This is a genomic window from Pseudomonas sp. Sample_16, from assembly GCF_004307665.1.
Lineage (GTDB): Bacteria > Pseudomonadota > Gammaproteobacteria > Pseudomonadales > Pseudomonadaceae > Aquipseudomonas.
Genome location: NZ_RCOB01000016.1, coordinates 1 through 16263, shown reverse-complemented (window position 1 = coordinate 16263; position 16263 = coordinate 1). Strand labels below are relative to the sequence as shown.

The following is a 16263-nucleotide window of genomic DNA, read 5'->3' as shown; positions in this document are numbered from 1 at the left end:
TGCGTTCCAACCAATTGATCGGTTACGGCCTGGTGGTCGGGCTTAACGGTACCGGCGACCAGACGACGCAAACCCCGTTCACCCTGCAGACCTTCAACAACATGCTGTCGCAGTTCGGCATCAAGGTGCCGCCTGGCTCGGGCAACGTGCAATTGAAAAACGTCGCGGCAGTGTCGATCAGCGCCGATTTGCCTCCGTTCGCCAAACCGGGGCAGCAGGTCGACATTACCGTATCGTCCATCGGTAACTCCAAGAGCCTGCGCGGCGGTACATTGCTGCTGACGCCGCTCAAGGGTATCGATGGCAACGTCTACGCGGTGGCCCAGGGCAACCTGGTGGTGGGCGGTTTCGATGCCGAAGGTCGCGACGGTTCGAAGATCACTGTCAACGTTCCCTCGGCCGGTCGCATCCCTGGCGGTGCTTCGGTTGAACGAGCGGTGCCGAGCGGTTTCAACCAGGGCAACAGCCTGACCCTGAACCTCAATCGTTCCGACTTCACCACGGCCAAGCGCATCGTCGACAAGATCAATGACATGCTCGGCCCAGGCGTGGCCCAGGCCATCGACGGCGGTTCGATTCGCGTGACTGCGCCGCTCGATCCAAGCCAGCGGGTCGACTATCTGTCGATCCTCGAAAACCTCGAAATCGATCCGGGCCAGGCGGTGGCGAAAGTCATCATCAACTCCCGTACCGGCACCATCGTGATCGGTCAGAACGTCAAGGTTTCGCCGGCCGCCGTCACCCACGGCAGCCTGACGGTAACCATCACCGAAGACCCGATCGTCAGCCAGCCCGGCCCACTGTCCAATGGCCAGACCGCCGTCGTGCCGCGCTCGCGGGTCAACGCCGAGCAGGAAGCCAAGCCGATGTTCAAATTCGGCCCGGGCACCACCCTCGACGAAATCGTCCGTGCGGTGAACCAGGTCGGCGCGGCACCGGGCGACCTGATGGCCATCCTCGAAGCACTGAAGCAGGCCGGCGCGTTGCAAGCCGACCTGATCGTGATTTAAGGACGGCAATCTATGGACATGTTCAAGAGTGGGCGGGTCAGCAGCAGCGATTCGGGTGCGTTCTCCGACCTGAACCGCCTGAACCAGCTCAAGGTCGGCGACAAGAACAGCGACGCCAACATGCGCAAGGTTGCGCAGGAATTCGAATCGCTGTTCCTCGGCGAGATGCTCAAGTCCATGCGCTCGGCCACCGAAGCGCTGGGCAAGGACAACCCGCTGAACACCGCCGAGGCCAAGCAGTATCAGGAAATGTACGACCAGCAACTGGCCGTCTCCATGTCCCGCGAGGGCGGTGGCATCGGGCTGGCGGACGTGTTGATGCGGCAGATGTCGAAAAACAAACCGCTGGCTCCGGGTGAGGCGGCGACGTTGTCCGCCGCCAAGCAGGAGGCGGCGAAAGCCGCCGCGCAAACGCCGATCGCGGCGGGCACGGTGGCAATCAACGGGCCGTTGTCGCGGGTCAATGGTCAACGTCCTTTATGGGCTTCGCGTTCGGTCAGCGCACCGACAGGCGAGGGCGCACACAGCAACGACATGGCGCTGATCAATCAGCGGCGCCTGGCATTGCCGCCGAAACTGGCTGACCGCTTGCTCGCCGGCCTGGTGCCTTCGGCAACGACTACGGCGACTGCGGCAGTCAACAAAACGCCATTGCCGGAGCGCACCACCCTCACCGGTGCCGGGCCTCTGTACAACGGCGACTGGTTGGCCAATGCGCAGGCAGCATCGGGCGCAGGCTTGCAGATCCATGGTCGCGCCATCGCCCAGATTCCACTGGCGCCGGCGAAGAAAGCCTTCAGTTCCGCCGACCAATTCGTCAACACCATGCTGCCGATGGCCAAGGAAGCCGCCGAACGCATTGGTGTCGATCCGCGTTACCTGGTGGCGCAGGCTGCCCTGGAAACCGGTTGGGGTAAATCGGTCATGCGCGCACAGGACGGCAGCAGCAGCCACAACCTGTTCGGCATCAAGGCCAGCAGCAATTGGAAGGGCGATTCAGCGCGAGCGATTACGAGCGAATTCAGAAATGGCGAGATGGTCAAGGAGACGGCCGAGTTCCGTTCCTATGCCTCTTACAAGGACAGTTTCCATGATCTTGTGACGTTGTTGCAGACGAATAATCGCTATCAAGATGTCGTGAAGTCGGCCGATAACCCAGAACAGTTTGTACGCGAGTTGCAAAAGGCCGGTTATGCAACCGACCCGGACTACGCAAGCAAGATTTCGCAGATAGCCAAGCAGATGACGAGTTACCAGAACTACGCTGCGGCGGGCGTTTCCACCACGCCTTTATAGGCATAAGGTCATAAGGTCTGAACCATGAGTTTGCTCAACATCGGAATGTCGGGTTTGTCCGCTAGCCACGCCTCGCTGGTGACTACCGGTAATAACATTTCCAACGTCGATACCGTCGGGTACTCGCGCCAACAAACTGTGCAGAACAGCAAAAATTCTATTCAGTATGGCAATGTGTTCATTGGCACCGGGACCACGTTGGCCGATGTGCGTCGGGTATACAACAGCTATCTCGATGCCCAGTTGCAAACCACCACTTCGCTCAACAGCGATGCCCAGGCTTACCTGGGACAGGCTACTCAGGTCGACAAGCTGTTGTCCGACAGCGGCACCGGTGTGAGCAAGACCTTGCAATCGTTCTTCGCTTCCTTGCAGACGTTGGCCGGTAACTCCAACGACAACGCCGCACGTCAGGCCTTGCTGACCAATGCCCAGGGCCTGAGCAGCCGTTTCAACGCGATCTCCGAGCAGTTGAAGCAGCAAAATACCTACATCAACGACCAGTTGGGTTCGATGGCCGATCAGGTCAACAAGCTGGCGTCGACCGTTGCCGCGTACAACAAGAAAATCGCCGAAGTCAGCGGTTCCGGTGGCACGCCCAACGAACTGCTGGACCAGCGTAACGAAACCATTCGCCAGCTCAACGAGCTGGTTGGTACTCAGGTGACTGAAACCGAAGGCCGCCTCGATATCTATCTGGGCAGCGGCCAGCCACTGGTGGTCGGCGATACCGTCAACAAATTACGCGTGGCGCCGGATCCTGCCGATCCAACTCGCTCCGCGATCATCATGGATCGCAACGGCTCGTCGGTGGATATCACGTCGGTGATGAGCGGCGGTGAGATGGGCGGGCTGGTGCGTTATCGCAATGAGGTGTTGACGCCAGCGGTCAATGGCCTGGGGCGCATCGCCATGGTCGTGGCTGATCAGGTCAACAAGCAGCTGGGCCAAGGTCTGGACCAGAACGGCAACTTTGGCGCGAACCTGTTCAACAACATCAACAGTGCCGCAGCGATCAGCCAGCGCAGCATTGCCCACGGCAACAACAACCCGGCTTCCGGCAACCTGAACGTCACCATCAATGACACCAGCAAGGTGCAGGCCAGTGACTATCAGGTGACCATCACCGCCACCGGTTACAACGTGCGTCGCCTGTCGGACAACACCGACATGGGCAACTTCGCCTTCGCCACGCCGCCCGCTGCACAACCAGTCATCGACGGCTTCAGCCTGAGCATCAACGCCGGCACCGTCGCCGCTGGCGACAGTTTCAAGATCACCCCGACCCGCGGCTCAGCGGCGGACATGGCCACCGTCATGACCGACACCAAGACCCTGGCCACCTCCGCGCCGCTGACCTCGACCAAGGCCTCCGGCAATGACGGCACTGGCGCTGTCAGCCAGCCGAGCCTGAAAACCCAGCTGGATATTTACGATCCGGTGCAGCGTTTGGAAGTCCAGACGGCGGTCAAGGCATCGATGCCGGTCCGGATGTTGATGACCAGTGCCACCGCCTATGAAGTGTTCGACTCCAAGGGCAACAGCATCGGCACCGGCAGCATCGTCCCGGGTCAGAATAACGACCTGAACATCGCCGTGCCGTACACCGATGCCGGCGGCAACCCCAAGACCTTCAACGTTGCGATGACGGTCAGCGGCAGTCCCGCCTCGGGTGACAGTTTCAATATTTCCATGACGGCTGCCGACAGCACCGACAACCGCAATGCCCAGTCGCTGCTTGCCCTGCAAACCAAGGCTACCGTCGGCGCCAGCGCCACCAGCCCGGGCGTGAGTTTTACTGAGGCCTATGGTGGCCTGGTGACGACTGTTGGCTCCCTGACCAAGCAAGGTCAACTGGATGCCACGGCTACCGACACCATCATGACCGGTGCGCGCAATGCCCGTGACTCGTTGTCGGGCGTCGACCTCGATGAAGAGGCGGGCAACCTGACCAAATACCAGCAGTACTACACGGCCTCTTCGCAGATCATCAAGACTGCGCAGGAAATTTTCAGCACCCTGATCAATGCCCTTTAAGGAGCCGTAGAACATGCGTATTTCTACAGCACAGTATTACGCCACGACGGCTGCCAACTATTCGCGCAACCTCAACAACGTGATGAAGACTGCCGAGCAGGCCAGCAGCGGCGTCAAGCTTGAAACGGCGGCGGATGATCCTGTCGGTGCGGCTCGCCTGCTGCAACTCGAGCAACAAAAAGCCATGCTGGGTCAGTACACCACCAATATCAGCGCGTTGAACACCGCTCAGGCGCAGGAAGAGAGCGTGCTGGACAGCATCAACAACGTGTTGCAGAAAGTCAGTGAGTTGGCGATTCGTGCCGGCGGTGGTTCGTTGAACGACGATGACCGCAAATCCATTGCCGCCGAACTGAAACAGTCCGAAGAGCAATTGCTGAGCCTGATGAACAGCAAGGATGCCAACGGCAAGTACATCTTCTCTGGCGCCAGCAACAACACTCAGCCTTTCGTGCGCAACAGCGATGGCACCTACAGCTACCAGGGTGATCAGACTCAGTTGGAATTGAAGATCGGCGATTCCATGTCGCTGGGCCTGAACGATACCGGATGGGAAGTTTTCCAGCAGGCGATCAACGCTGCGCGCAGCAGCACCACCATGACCGCACCTGCTGTTAATGACGGTCGCGTGGACCTGTCCCCGGGGCTGGTGAGTTCCGGTCCGGCGTTCGATGCGAATTTCCGCAACGGCCAGCCTTACACCATGTCATTCACCAGCAGTACCCAATTCGTGATTACCGATGCGTTGGGCAATGACGTCACCGCCGAAGCGACGGGGGGTGGCAAGTTTGACCCGAATGCCAAGGGCGGTTCCGACGTCAACTTCCGTGGTGTCACCTTCAAGCTCGATATCACCTTCCAGCCGGGTGATACGCCCGCCGACTCCGCCAGCGCTGATGCGGTGATCGCCGGGCACAGTTTCCAGTTGGCGGCAAAGCCGGACAGCTTCGTCGCCAACCGCGCTCCAAACAATCCGTCGACAGCCATCATCACCCAGACTGCGGTGACCAACGCTGCCGATTACAAGAGTTTCTTTCCCGAAGGCGGGGCGGTGCTTAAGTTCACCGGCCCTGGGACCTTTGAGCTGTACGCGCGCCCATTGACCAACACCAGCACGCCGGTAACCACCGGAACAGTGGTGGCTGGCGTGGCGACAGCAGCGGGTGTCAGCTTCACGCTCGGTGGCACACCGGCGACGCCAGCTGCCGGTGATCAGTTCGACATCGCAGTCAACACCCACCAGACCCAGAATGTCCTCGATACCATCAGCCAGCTGCGTTCGGCGCTCGATGCGCCGACTCAAGGCAACCCTGTTGCCCAGCGTTTTCTGGAGGACACCATCGCTTCGGCCATTGCCAACCTGAACAACTCCAAGAACCAGGTCGACCTGGCGAGGGGTGCGATTGGTGCACGGGGCAATGTGATGGACATGCAGGCAGAGCAGAACACCAGCACTGGTCTGATCAACGAATCGACCGGCAACTCGATCAAGAACGCCGACCCGGCTGAAGTCCTGACGCGCCTGACCTTGCAGCAAACCATGCTGCAGGCTGCGCAACTGGCGTTCGCCAAGGTTTCCCAGCTGAGTCTGTTCAACAAGCTTTGAGTCGGTCCTGACCGCTCGCGGCCAGTCCCTGTCACCGGGGGCTGGCTTTTTTTTGCTCTTTTTTTGTAGGAAGCGAGGCGCAAAGGGCGGAACCAGGGCCATAAAATCAAATAAAGCAGCGATCTCTGAGTGACCCGTCAGTCAAAACGCGCATCTTCACTGTATCCTGTCTGCGGGCGGTGAAAGGTGGCGGATGTTCAAGGTGTTTGCTTGAGCGCCGACGATGCCAGGCCCTGACTGTAGACGCCCTCGATTCAGCGAGCGGCGATGTTCAGCTGTTTATTATTGGGAAGCCATAATGATTGGCATAAAAAATATTGCGAGTTACGTGCCGGTAGCCGGGGTTGATAACTACGCCCAGGGTGCAAAGTTCGACAAGGATGAAACCTTCATCCTTGGCAAGATCGGTTCGGCGTTTTTGCCGCGTATGGATGCCGATCAGGAAACCTCCGACCTGTGTGTCGAAGCCGCCAATGCGCTGTTCGCCGCCAGTCCCGAACTCAAGCGTGAAGCCATCGACTGTCTGATCGTCGTCACCCAGAACGGTGATGAAGAAGGGCTGCCGCACACCGCTGCGATCGTTCAGGACAAGTTGGGCCTGCCGACCCATGTCGCCGCTTTCGATATTTCCCTGGGCTGTTCCGGTTACGTCTACGGCATTTATGCGATCAAAGGCTTCATGGAAGCGGCGGGGCTGAAAAACGGCCTGCTCATTACCGCCGACCCGTATTCGAAGATTGTCGACCCGGAAGACCGTAACACCACCATGCTGTTCGGCGATGCCGCCACCGCAACCTGGATGGGCGAAAACGCTGTCTGGCAGCTGGGCAAGTCGAAGTTCGGCACCGACGGTTCCGGTGCACCGCACTTGAAGGTTACCGATGGTGTGTTCTTCATGAATGGCCGTCAGGTATTCAACTTTGCACTGTTGAAAGTCCCGGCGCATTTGCATGAGCTGCTGGACGAGTCGAACCTGCAAGCCGGCGACATCGATGCCTTCTGCATTCACCAGGGCAGCGCGGCTATCGTCGATGCCGTGGCGCGTCGCTTTGAAGAAGGTGAGCCGGAGAAGTTCGTCAAGGACATGCTCGAAACCGGCAACACGGTTTCATCGAGTATTCCGTTGCTGTTGCAGAACCACGTGTTCGATTCGAAATGGACGCGCGTGGCGATCAGCGGCTTTGGCGTAGGCCTTTCGTGGGGCTCGGCGATTCTTTATCGCGGCTGATCAATCCGAACGCAGGCAAAAAAAACGCCCGGCAACTCAGGTTACCGGGCGTTTTGCGTTTTTCTGGCGCCGACTTTTTGTCTGTAAAGCCTTGAAAATAAAGGGCTGGCACGCTGCCACTAAAAAATTCGAAAAAACCCCTCAAGCAAAGCCACCTCACGACGATAACTATTACGTAGGTTCTCTAGGCCAAACCCGACGGATGTCAGGGCCGGAAGCCGAAGTATCCATCCAACGAGGATTTCGTCATGGCTTTAACAGTAAACACCAACCTTGCTTCCTTGACCGTTCAGAACAACCTGAACAAAGCTTCCGGCAACCTGCAGACTTCCATGCAGCGCCTGTCCTCCGGCCTGCGAATCAACAGCGCTAAAGATGACGCTGCTGGCCTGCAAATTTCCAACCGTCTGACCAGCCAGATCAACGGCCTGCAGACCGCAATCAAGAACGCCGGTGACGGTATCTCCATCGCGCAAACTGCTGAAGGCGCGATGCAGGAATCCACCAACATCCTGCAGAAAATGCGTACCCTGGCTCTGTCTTCCGCGAACGGCTCGCCAAGCGCTGAAGACCGTAAGTCGAACAACGCCGAATACGCTGCTCTGACTTCCGAACTGACTCGTATCGCTACCACCACTACTTTCGGTGGTCGTAACCTGCTGGACGGTTCTTTCGGTACTACCGCTTTCCAAGTGGGCGCCAACGCCAACCAGACCATCAACATGACTCTGGGTAACGTAGCGGCAAACAACGTTGGTTCGCAGCAACTGAAAAGCGTAACCAACGCACCGAGTGCTGCTGGTGCCTACGCTCCTGGTACCATTACTGTGACAGGCGGCGGTCAGACCAGTGCTGCTCTGACTATTGCTGCAAACGATTCGGCCAAGTCTGTTGCGGCCCAATTGAACGGTGCTGTAGGTGGTCTGAGCGCTACCGCCAGCACTGAAGCTTCGTTCAAAGTAACGGCTACCGCTGCTTTGCCTGCTGCTTTCGATCTGACTGTGGCTGGTGCAAAGGTGAGCTTCACTGGCATCACTAGCACTTCCGATCTGGCAGATCAGTTGAAATCCAACGCTGCGAAATTGGGTATCAGCGTTAACTACGATTCTTCCACACAGAGCCTGTCGGTGAAATCCGATACTGGTGAGAACCTGACTTTCGACAACGGTAACGCCAACATTGCAGGCGTTCAGGTTGCGACGAAAAACGGTGCCGGTACTTTGAGCGGTTACACAACGCTGCTCGCGGGCACTATCGTCGCTCAAGGCGCTGTGTCGCTGAACTCCACCAACAGCTATTCGCTGTCCGGTGCTGGCGTTGGTGGCTTGTTCGGTGCTGCCGCAGCAACTTCTGCCAACTCGACCAAAACCGTTGTCAGCAACACTGACGTGACCACTGCCGCCAACGCGCAAAACGCTGTTGACGTGATCACCCAGGCCATTGCCAACATCGACTCCCAGCGTGCTGACCTCGGTGCCGTACAAAACCGTTTCGACAGCACCGTGTCGAACCTGCGCAGCATCTCGGACAACTCCACTGCTGCTCGTGGCGTGATCCAGGACGTTGACTTCGCAGCCGAAACTGCTCAGCTGACCAAGCAACAAACCCTGCAACAGGCTTCCACCGCGATCCTGTCCCAGGCTAACCAGCTGCCATCGGCTGTGCTGAAGCTGCTGGGTTAATTCCAGAGTTTGGTGAGTGACGGAAGGGCGCGTTTACGTGCCCTTTTGTCTTTTGAGCAGCGAGGAGATTTAGCATGGACATGAGCGTCAAGTTGAACCTGTCTTATCCCGCCGTTGCCCCACAAAGCGCAACGCCAGCTGTTACTGATAAAAAAGATCAGCCCAAGACGGAAGTTGCAGCAACAGCGGGTGTCGAGCCCAAGCGTGACGAGCTGGAAAAAGCTGTCACCGATATTCAGGAGTTCGTCCAGGCTGCCCAGCGCAATCTGGATTTTTCCATTGATGACTCTACTGGCCGTGTCGTGGTCAAAGTCATCGCAACCGAAACGGGGTTGGTGATTCGCCAGATCCCTTCGGAAGCAGCACTAAAACTGGCACAGAGCCTGTCGGACGCCAGTAGTTTGTTGTTTGACGACAAAGTCTGAACTGGCATGAATTTTGTTGCTGTCTGCAACTCAAGGCGCACTTCGTCAAGAAAGCAGCAGCCACTGAACTAGGAGATAGATGATGGCGGGTACATCGGTCAGCGGTATTGGTTCGAACATCGATACCCAAGCGATTGTGAAGTCTTTGGTGGATTCCGAAAGGGCTCCGAAACAGACACAAATCAACAATCAAACGCTGAAGGCAACCACCTCGCTGTCGTCTATCGGCAAAATCCAGGCGGCGCTGGATGCCTTCCGTGGCGCGTTGGAAACCATGAGAACCAGCGCCAGCTTCAGCGGGCTGAGCGGTACATCGTCCGATGACAAAGTTGCCACTGTAACGACCGGCAACGGCGCGGCAGCGGGCAGCTTCTCGTTGCTGGTCACCAAGCTGGCGACTGCGTCGAAAATCTCGTCCAAGGTTTTCGCAGGCGGAGCGTCTTCAATCGTAAACGCCGGGACTACACCGACCACGTTGACCATCAAGCAGGGTTCAAAGACCTTCGATGTCAGTGTTCCTGGTGGTGCGACACTGCAACAAGTGCGTGATTCGATCAACTCCCAATATGCGAACCAGGGTTTGAGTGCCAACATTCTGACCGATGCCAACGGTTCTCGCATGGTGTTGACCTCTACCACCACCGGTATTGGTTCCGACCTGATCCTCAGTGGCAGTTCTGGTCTCGATGTTGGCACCTCGGTCCTTGCTACGCCTCAGAATGCTCAGTACGTTCTCGACGGCGTTGCGATGGACTCCAAGAGCAATACAATTGTTGATGCCGTGAGCGGCATCACTCTCAAACTGACGGGTGTTTCTCCAACGCCTTCCGGTGGCGGTGCGGCGACGCCGGCCACGATCACCGTTGCGGCTAACAACGCAACGCTGAAGTCGTCGGTCAAAGGCTTCGTCGATACCTACAATGCCCTGATCAAGGCTGCTAACGCGGAGACTCAGGTCACCACCGGTGCCGACGGTACTGTGACGTCCGGTGCATTGACTGGCGATGCTTCACTGCGCTCGATGATTTCTGCGGTGCGCACCGAGCTGAACGCGATGGGTGGAACCGGTCAGATGAAGTCGCTTGCTCAGTTCGGCGTCAAGACCGACCAGAAGACCGGGTTACTGTCGATCGACGACAAGTTGTTCGACGCCGCAGCGCAGACCAATGCCGCTGACATCAATGGCATTTTCAGCGGTGATACCGGTTTGCTGGCGCGCATGAAAAAAGCCACTGACAGCTTTGCCCTGAGCAAGACCGGCGTCTTCGCCGCGCGTTCGGCAAGCCTGACCGACAGCCTTAACGATCTGAAAAAGCAGCAGGACTCCCTTGATGCACGCATGGCCAGCCTGCAGTTGAGTCTGACCGCCAAGTACACCGCAATGGACTCCTTGGTGGCCAAACTGCGGGCGCAGAGCGACAGCATCATGACCACGCTTAATGCGCTGAACAATCCGAAGGACGATTGATCGGCATCAAGCATTAAAAAACCCAGGCAGTCTGTAATGACAGCGCCTGGGTTTTTTCATTGGTGGACGGTCTGCGTTAAAGTTATCTGTCGCTCAGTCGACATAAAGATCAGAGCCTTCCCAATTTCAAGCTGTTGTCTGTCACGAGGTAGAAACATGAACCCCATGAGAGCCCTTCGCCAATACCAGAAGGTCAATTCCCATGCTCAGATCTCTGAAGCCAATCCCCATCGTCTGGTGCAACTGCTGATGGAAGGCGGGCTGGATCGCATGGCCCAGGCCAAGGGCGCTATGGAGCGTGGCGACATCGCACTCAAGGGGTTGATGATGGGCAAGGCCGTGGACATCATCATCGGCCTGCGCGATGGCTTGAATCCGGAAAAAACCGACGATCCAGCGTCGCTCCAACAGCTCGACAATTTGTACGCCTACATGATGACGCGCCTGATGGAAGCCAATCGCGATAACAATGCGGCGATCATCGACGAAGTCTCAGGCTTGCTCGAAACCCTGAAAAGCGGTTGGGATGCCATTGCCAATCAATAGGCCCAAGGGTCTGAGGATCACGTCATGAGTCAAGCACTGCGGCGCATAGAAGAAACCCGTGAAGCCCTGATCGATGCCCTGGCGGCGCGAAACTGGGATGCCATAGGCGAGCTGGATTCGGCCTGCCGCGAGTGCGTGGACGAAGTGCTCAGTGAGGCACCCATCGACGAAGAAGCTGTGCGCAGCAATCTTGAGGGGTTGTTGGCCGTGTATAAAGACTTGCTGACGGCGACGATGGGTGAGCGTCAGGCGATAGTCGACGAGATGTCGCAGATCACCCAAGCACAAAAGGCATCAAAGGTTTACCATCTGTTTGGTTAATTGACGCCAGTTAATCCAAACAAAGTGCGCCATAAATTTGACTGTGCACGGATTTTTGACTTAACTAGTGGCTGTTCCAGATTTCAGTCGTCTTCAGGCATATCAGGCCTGCAAGCGTTTAGCTTGCCCCAGCATTTTGGGCATTGAGTTGACTAGGGAAGTTGCTATTGCATGTGGCGTGAAACCAAAATTCTGCTGATTGATGACGATAGCGTCCGCCGCCGCGACCTGGCGGTGATTTTAAATTTTCTCGGTGAAGAAAATTTACCCTGCGGAAGCCATGACTGGCAGCAGGCTGTCGGCTCTTTGTCGTCTAGTCGAGAAGTAATCTGTGTCCTCATCGGGACGGTCAATGCTCCTGGTGCACTTTTGGGCTTGCTAAAGACACTCTCGACCTGGGATGAGTTCCTTCCGGTTTTGTTAATGGGCGATAATTCTTCCATTGACTTGCCTGAAGACCAGCGTCGCCGGGTGCTTTCGACTCTCGAAATGCCACCGAGCTACAGCAAATTGCTCGATTCGCTACACCGTGCCCAGGTCTATCGCGAGATGTACGACCAGGCCCGCGAGCGCGGTCGTCATCGCGAACCCAATCTTTTCCGTAGTCTTGTCGGCACCAGCCGGGCGATTCAGCACGTCCGCCAGATGATGCAGCAAGTCGCCGACACCGATGCCAGCGTGCTGATCCTCGGTGAGTCCGGTACCGGCAAGGAAGTGGTCGCGCGCAACCTGCATTACCATTCCAAGCGCCGCGAAGCGCCGTTCGTGCCAGTCAACTGCGGGGCTATTCCTGCCGAGCTGCTCGAGAGCGAATTGTTCGGCCACGAAAAGGGCGCCTTCACCGGCGCGATCACCAGCCGCGCCGGGCGTTTTGAACTGGCCAACGGCGGTACCCTGTTCCTCGATGAAATCGGCGACATGCCGCTGCCGATGCAGGTCAAATTGCTGCGCGTGTTGCAGGAGCGCACCTTTGAGCGCGTGGGCAGCAACAAGACCCAGAGCGTCGACGTGCGCATCATTGCGGCGACCCACAAGAATCTCGAAAGCATGATCGAGATCGGCACTTTCCGCGAAGATTTGTACTATCGCCTGAATGTGTTCCCGATCGAGATGGCGCCCTTGCGCGAGCGCGTCGAAGATATTCCGCTGTTGATGAACGAGCTGATCTCGCGCATGGAGCACGAGAAGCGTGGTTCGATTCGCTTCAACTCCGCCGCCATCATGTCCCTGTGCCGTCATGGCTGGCCGGGCAACGTCCGTGAGTTGGCGAACCTGGTGGAGCGCATGGCGATCATGCACCCGTACGGGGTGATCGGCGTGGTCGAGTTGCCGAAGAAATTCCGCTACGTCGACGACGAAGACGAGCAGATGGTCGACACCCTGCGCAGTGATCTCGAAGAGCGCGTGGCGATTAACGGCCATACCCCGGACTTCACCGCCGGTGCCATGCTGCCGCCGGAAGGCCTGGACCTTAAGGACTACCTGGGTGGCCTGGAGCAGGGCTTGATTCAACAGGCGCTCGACGATGCCAACGGCATTGTGGCGCGTGCTGCCGAACGCCTGCGTATCCGACGCACCACGCTCGTGGAGAAGATGCGCAAGTACGGTATGAGCCGTCGTGACGGAGATGAACAGGCGGATGATTGACGCCTGTTTTTCAAGTCATTCATTTATAGGCGGTTTTTTTTAGGCACGGGTATTGCTACATCCCTCGCAACGTTCCGTTTAACTGACGGTCAGCACAGCGAGAGAGCACGATGCCCCAAGCCGCCCAGATGTCTCATGGCCCTGATGCCCTGGGGCAATCATCGTCCGTAGAACAGGCCAGCCGGCTTGGCCTCGAGCAGGCTTTCGCACTGTTCAACCAGATGTCGAGTCAATTGACCGACTCCTACAGCATGCTTGAAGCGCGGGTCACCGAGCTCAAGGGCGAACTGGCGGTCGTCAGTGCCCAGCGCATGCAGGAGCTGGCGGAAAAAGAACGCCTGGCCAACCGTCTGCAAAACCTTCTCGATCTGTTGCCCGGTGGTGTCATCGTCATCGACGCTCAGGGTGTGGTGCGTGAGGCCAACCCGACGGCCTGCGAGCTGCTCGGCCTGCCGCTCGAGGGTGAGTTGTGGCGTCATGTCATTGCGCGCTGCTTTGCGCCGCGAAAAGACGATGGTCACGAAGTCTCTTTGAAGGATGGTCGACGCCTGTCGATTGCCACGCGTTCGCTGGACGCTGAGCCCGGTCAATTGGTGTTGCTCAACGACCTGACTGAAACCCGTCATCTGCAAGATCAACTGGCTCGACACGAGCGGCTGTCCTCCCTGGGGCGCATGGTTGCCTCGCTGGCCCATCAGATTCGTACGCCCTTGTCCGCTGCATTGCTCTACGCCAGTCATTTGACCGAGCAAGCGTTGCCCGTCGAGACTCAGCAGCGTTTCGCCGGGCGGCTCAAGGAGCGTTTGCACGAGTTGGAGCATCAGGTACGCGACATGCTGGTGTTCGCGCGCGGCGAGTTGCCGTTGACCGACCGCGTCACGCCGAAGCAATTGATGCAATCGTTACAAGCGGCGGCGCTGCCCCACGTGCAGGATCTGCCGATCCGCTGGCAGTGCGACAGTCATGCCGGTGATCTGCTGTGCAATCGCGACACCCTGGTCGGTGCGCTTCTCAACCTTATCGAAAACGCCATTCAAGCCAGCGCCGGTGACGTGCGCTTGAAGGTGCATCTGTATGCCCGGGACAACCATTTGCGTGTGTGTGTCAGCGACAGCGGCAGTGGCATCGAAGGCACCGTGCTGGCGCGTCTGGGTGAGCCATTTTTCACGACCAAAGCCACCGGCACCGGTCTCGGCCTGACCGTGGTCAAGGCGGTTGCCCGTGCTCATCAGGGAGAATTGCAGCTGCGTTCGCGAATCGGTCGCGGCACGTGTGCGCAGGTAGTCCTGCCGCTTTTTGTCAGCGATAAAAGCAGCGCTCAGGGAGCGGAGTGAAGGTCATGGGTATCAAGGTTCTGCTGGTCGAAGATGACCGCGCGCTGCGTGAAGCGTTGGCCGATACGCTCTTGCTCGCCGGGCATGATTACAAAGCCGTCGGTTCGGCGGAAGAAGCCCTGGCGGCGGTCGAAACCGAGGCGTTCCACCTGGTCGTCAGCGACGTCAACATGCCGGGTATGGACGGGCATCAACTGCTTGGCCTGCTGCGCGCGCGACAACCGCAACTGCCGGTGTTGCTGATGACGGCGCACGGTGCCGTGGAGCGGGCGGTCGATGCAATGCGCCAGGGTGCGGCCGATTATCTGGTCAAGCCGTTCGAAGCCAAGGCATTGCTCGATCTGGTATCGCGCCATGCGTTGGGCAATCTTGGCGCCAGCGACAACGAAGGGCCTGTGGCTTTCGAGCCGGCCAGTGCGCAACTCCTGGAATTGGCCGCACGTGTAGCACGCAGCGATTCCACAGTGTTGATCTCGGGTGAGTCCGGCACCGGCAAGGAGGTGTTGGCGCGCTACATTCACCAGCACTCGCACCGCGCCAGTCAGCCATTCATTGCGATCAACTGCGCGGCGATTCCCGACAACATGCTCGAAGCCACGCTGTTTGGTCACGAGAAGGGCTCGTTCACTGGCGCCATCGCGGCCCAGGCCGGCAAGTTCGAGCAGGCCGACGGCGGGACCATCCTGCTCGACGAAATCTCCGAAATGCCCCTGGGGCTGCAAGCCAAGTTGTTGCGTGTGCTGCAAGAGCGCGAAGTCGAGCGGGTCGGTGCGCGCAAGCCGATCACGCTGGATATTCGCGTGGTCGCCACCACCAACCGGGATCTGGCCGGGGAAGTGGCGGCGGGGCGCTTCCGTGAGGACCTCTATTATCGCCTGTCGGTGTTCCCGCTGGCATGGCGGCCGCTGCGGGAGCGTACCGCCGATATTCTGCCGCTGGCCGAGCGGCTGCTGGCCAAGCACGTCAACAAAATGAAGCATGCCGCGGCGAGGTTGTCGCCCGAGGCGCAGGCGTGCCTGATCGCCTACCCGTGGCCGGGCAATGTGCGCGAACTGGATAACGCGATTCAGCGCGCATTGATCCTTCAACAGGGCGGCATGATTCAGCCTCAGGATTTCTGTCTGGCAGGGCCGGTGGCTTGCGCGCCGTTGCCGGCATTGGTGCCGCTGTCGACGCCGCTGCGCACGGTGGAAGTTGACGCCGAGTCTGCCGGGGCGTTGGGCGATGACCTGCGACGTCGCGAGTTCCAGATGATCATCGACACCTTGCGCACCGAGCGCGGCCGCCGCAAGGAAGCTGCCGAGCGTCTGGGCATCAGCCCGCGCACCTTGCGCTACAAGCTGGCGCAGATGCGGGATGCCGGAATGGACGTCGAGGCGTATCTGTTCGCCACCTGACCCGCTCTTGCAGAGGGGCTGGCTGGAAAGCTGGCACCCTTGTTGCTAACACCTCATTACCCGCCGAGTGAGTGTCAAAAAATTGCGGGCCGCCAAAGAGAGAAATCATGAGCCAAGGTATTGAATTCAATCGGTTGATGCTGGATATGCGCGCCATGCAAATGGATGCCATGTCTGCGCCTAAATCGACTGCCGCCGTCCCTGAACTGAATGGCAGCAGCTTTTCCGACATGCTCGGTCAGGCCGTCAATAAAGTGAACGACACC

At 58.4% G+C, this 16263-nt stretch carries 13 protein-coding genes and 1 pseudogene; all 14 read left to right on the top strand.

The window, feature by feature from the left end:
• On the top strand, positions 1-1010 hold a 1010-nt coding region (locus tag D8U69_RS01920), incomplete at its 5' end, for a flagellar basal body P-ring protein FlgI (protein ID WP_130906571.1).
• Positions 1011-1022: 12 nt separating this feature from the next.
• On the top strand, positions 1023-2306 hold the full coding sequence (gene flgJ / locus D8U69_RS01915; RefSeq protein WP_130903469.1) for a flagellar assembly peptidoglycan hydrolase FlgJ: 1284 nt from the start codon (positions 1023-1025) through the stop codon (positions 2304-2306).
• A 24-nt stretch (positions 2307-2330) separates the two neighbouring features.
• Entirely contained in the window at positions 2331-4343 is a 2013-nt protein-coding gene (gene flgK / locus D8U69_RS01910; protein ID WP_130906570.1) for a flagellar hook-associated protein FlgK, read from the top strand.
• 13 nt (positions 4344-4356) lie between these two features.
• Positions 4357-5949, top strand: a complete 1593-nt coding sequence (locus D8U69_RS01905) for a flagellar hook-associated protein 3 (protein WP_056853034.1) — start codon at positions 4357-4359, stop codon at positions 5947-5949.
• Positions 5950-6247: 298 nt separating this feature from the next.
• Entirely contained in the window at positions 6248-7177 is a 930-nt protein-coding gene (locus D8U69_RS01900; RefSeq protein WP_056853033.1) for a ketoacyl-ACP synthase III, read from the top strand.
• Positions 7178-7425: 248 nt separating this feature from the next.
• A complete protein-coding gene (locus D8U69_RS01895) occupies positions 7426-8859 on the top strand; it encodes a flagellin (protein WP_130906569.1) in 1434 nt (477 codons plus the stop codon).
• Between the two features lie 74 nt (positions 8860-8933).
• On the top strand, positions 8934-9284 hold the full coding sequence (locus D8U69_RS01890; RefSeq protein WP_056853031.1) for a flagellar protein FlaG: 351 nt from the start codon (positions 8934-8936) through the stop codon (positions 9282-9284).
• A gap of 82 nt (positions 9285-9366) precedes the next feature.
• Positions 9367-10752 (top strand): flagellar filament capping protein FliD, encoded by a 1386-nt coding sequence (gene fliD / locus D8U69_RS01885; RefSeq protein WP_130906568.1) that lies wholly within the window; start codon positions 9367-9369, stop codon positions 10750-10752.
• A 156-nt stretch (positions 10753-10908) separates the two neighbouring features.
• The gene (gene fliS, locus D8U69_RS01880; protein ID WP_056853029.1) at positions 10909-11298 is read left to right on the top strand and encodes a flagellar export chaperone FliS; all 390 of its coding nucleotides are present in this window, start codon (positions 10909-10911) and stop codon (positions 11296-11298) included.
• 24 nt (positions 11299-11322) lie between these two features.
• Complete coding sequence (gene fliT / locus D8U69_RS01875) at positions 11323-11619, top strand: flagellar protein FliT (protein WP_056853028.1); 297 nt, start codon at positions 11323-11325, stop codon at positions 11617-11619.
• A gap of 171 nt (positions 11620-11790) precedes the next feature.
• Complete coding sequence (locus D8U69_RS01870; protein ID WP_056853027.1) at positions 11791-13266, top strand: sigma-54 dependent transcriptional regulator; 1476 nt, start codon at positions 11791-11793, stop codon at positions 13264-13266.
• Between the two features lie 128 nt (positions 13267-13394).
• Complete coding sequence (locus D8U69_RS01865; protein ID WP_162250570.1) at positions 13395-14600, top strand: ATP-binding protein; 1206 nt, start codon at positions 13395-13397, stop codon at positions 14598-14600.
• A gap of 5 nt (positions 14601-14605) precedes the next feature.
• Complete coding sequence (locus tag D8U69_RS01860) at positions 14606-15997, top strand: sigma-54 dependent transcriptional regulator (RefSeq protein ID WP_130906567.1); 1392 nt, start codon at positions 14606-14608, stop codon at positions 15995-15997.
• A gap of 107 nt (positions 15998-16104) precedes the next feature.
• A pseudogene (locus tag D8U69_RS01855) lies at positions 16105-16263 on the top strand (flagellar hook-basal body complex protein FliE); the annotation flags it as partial.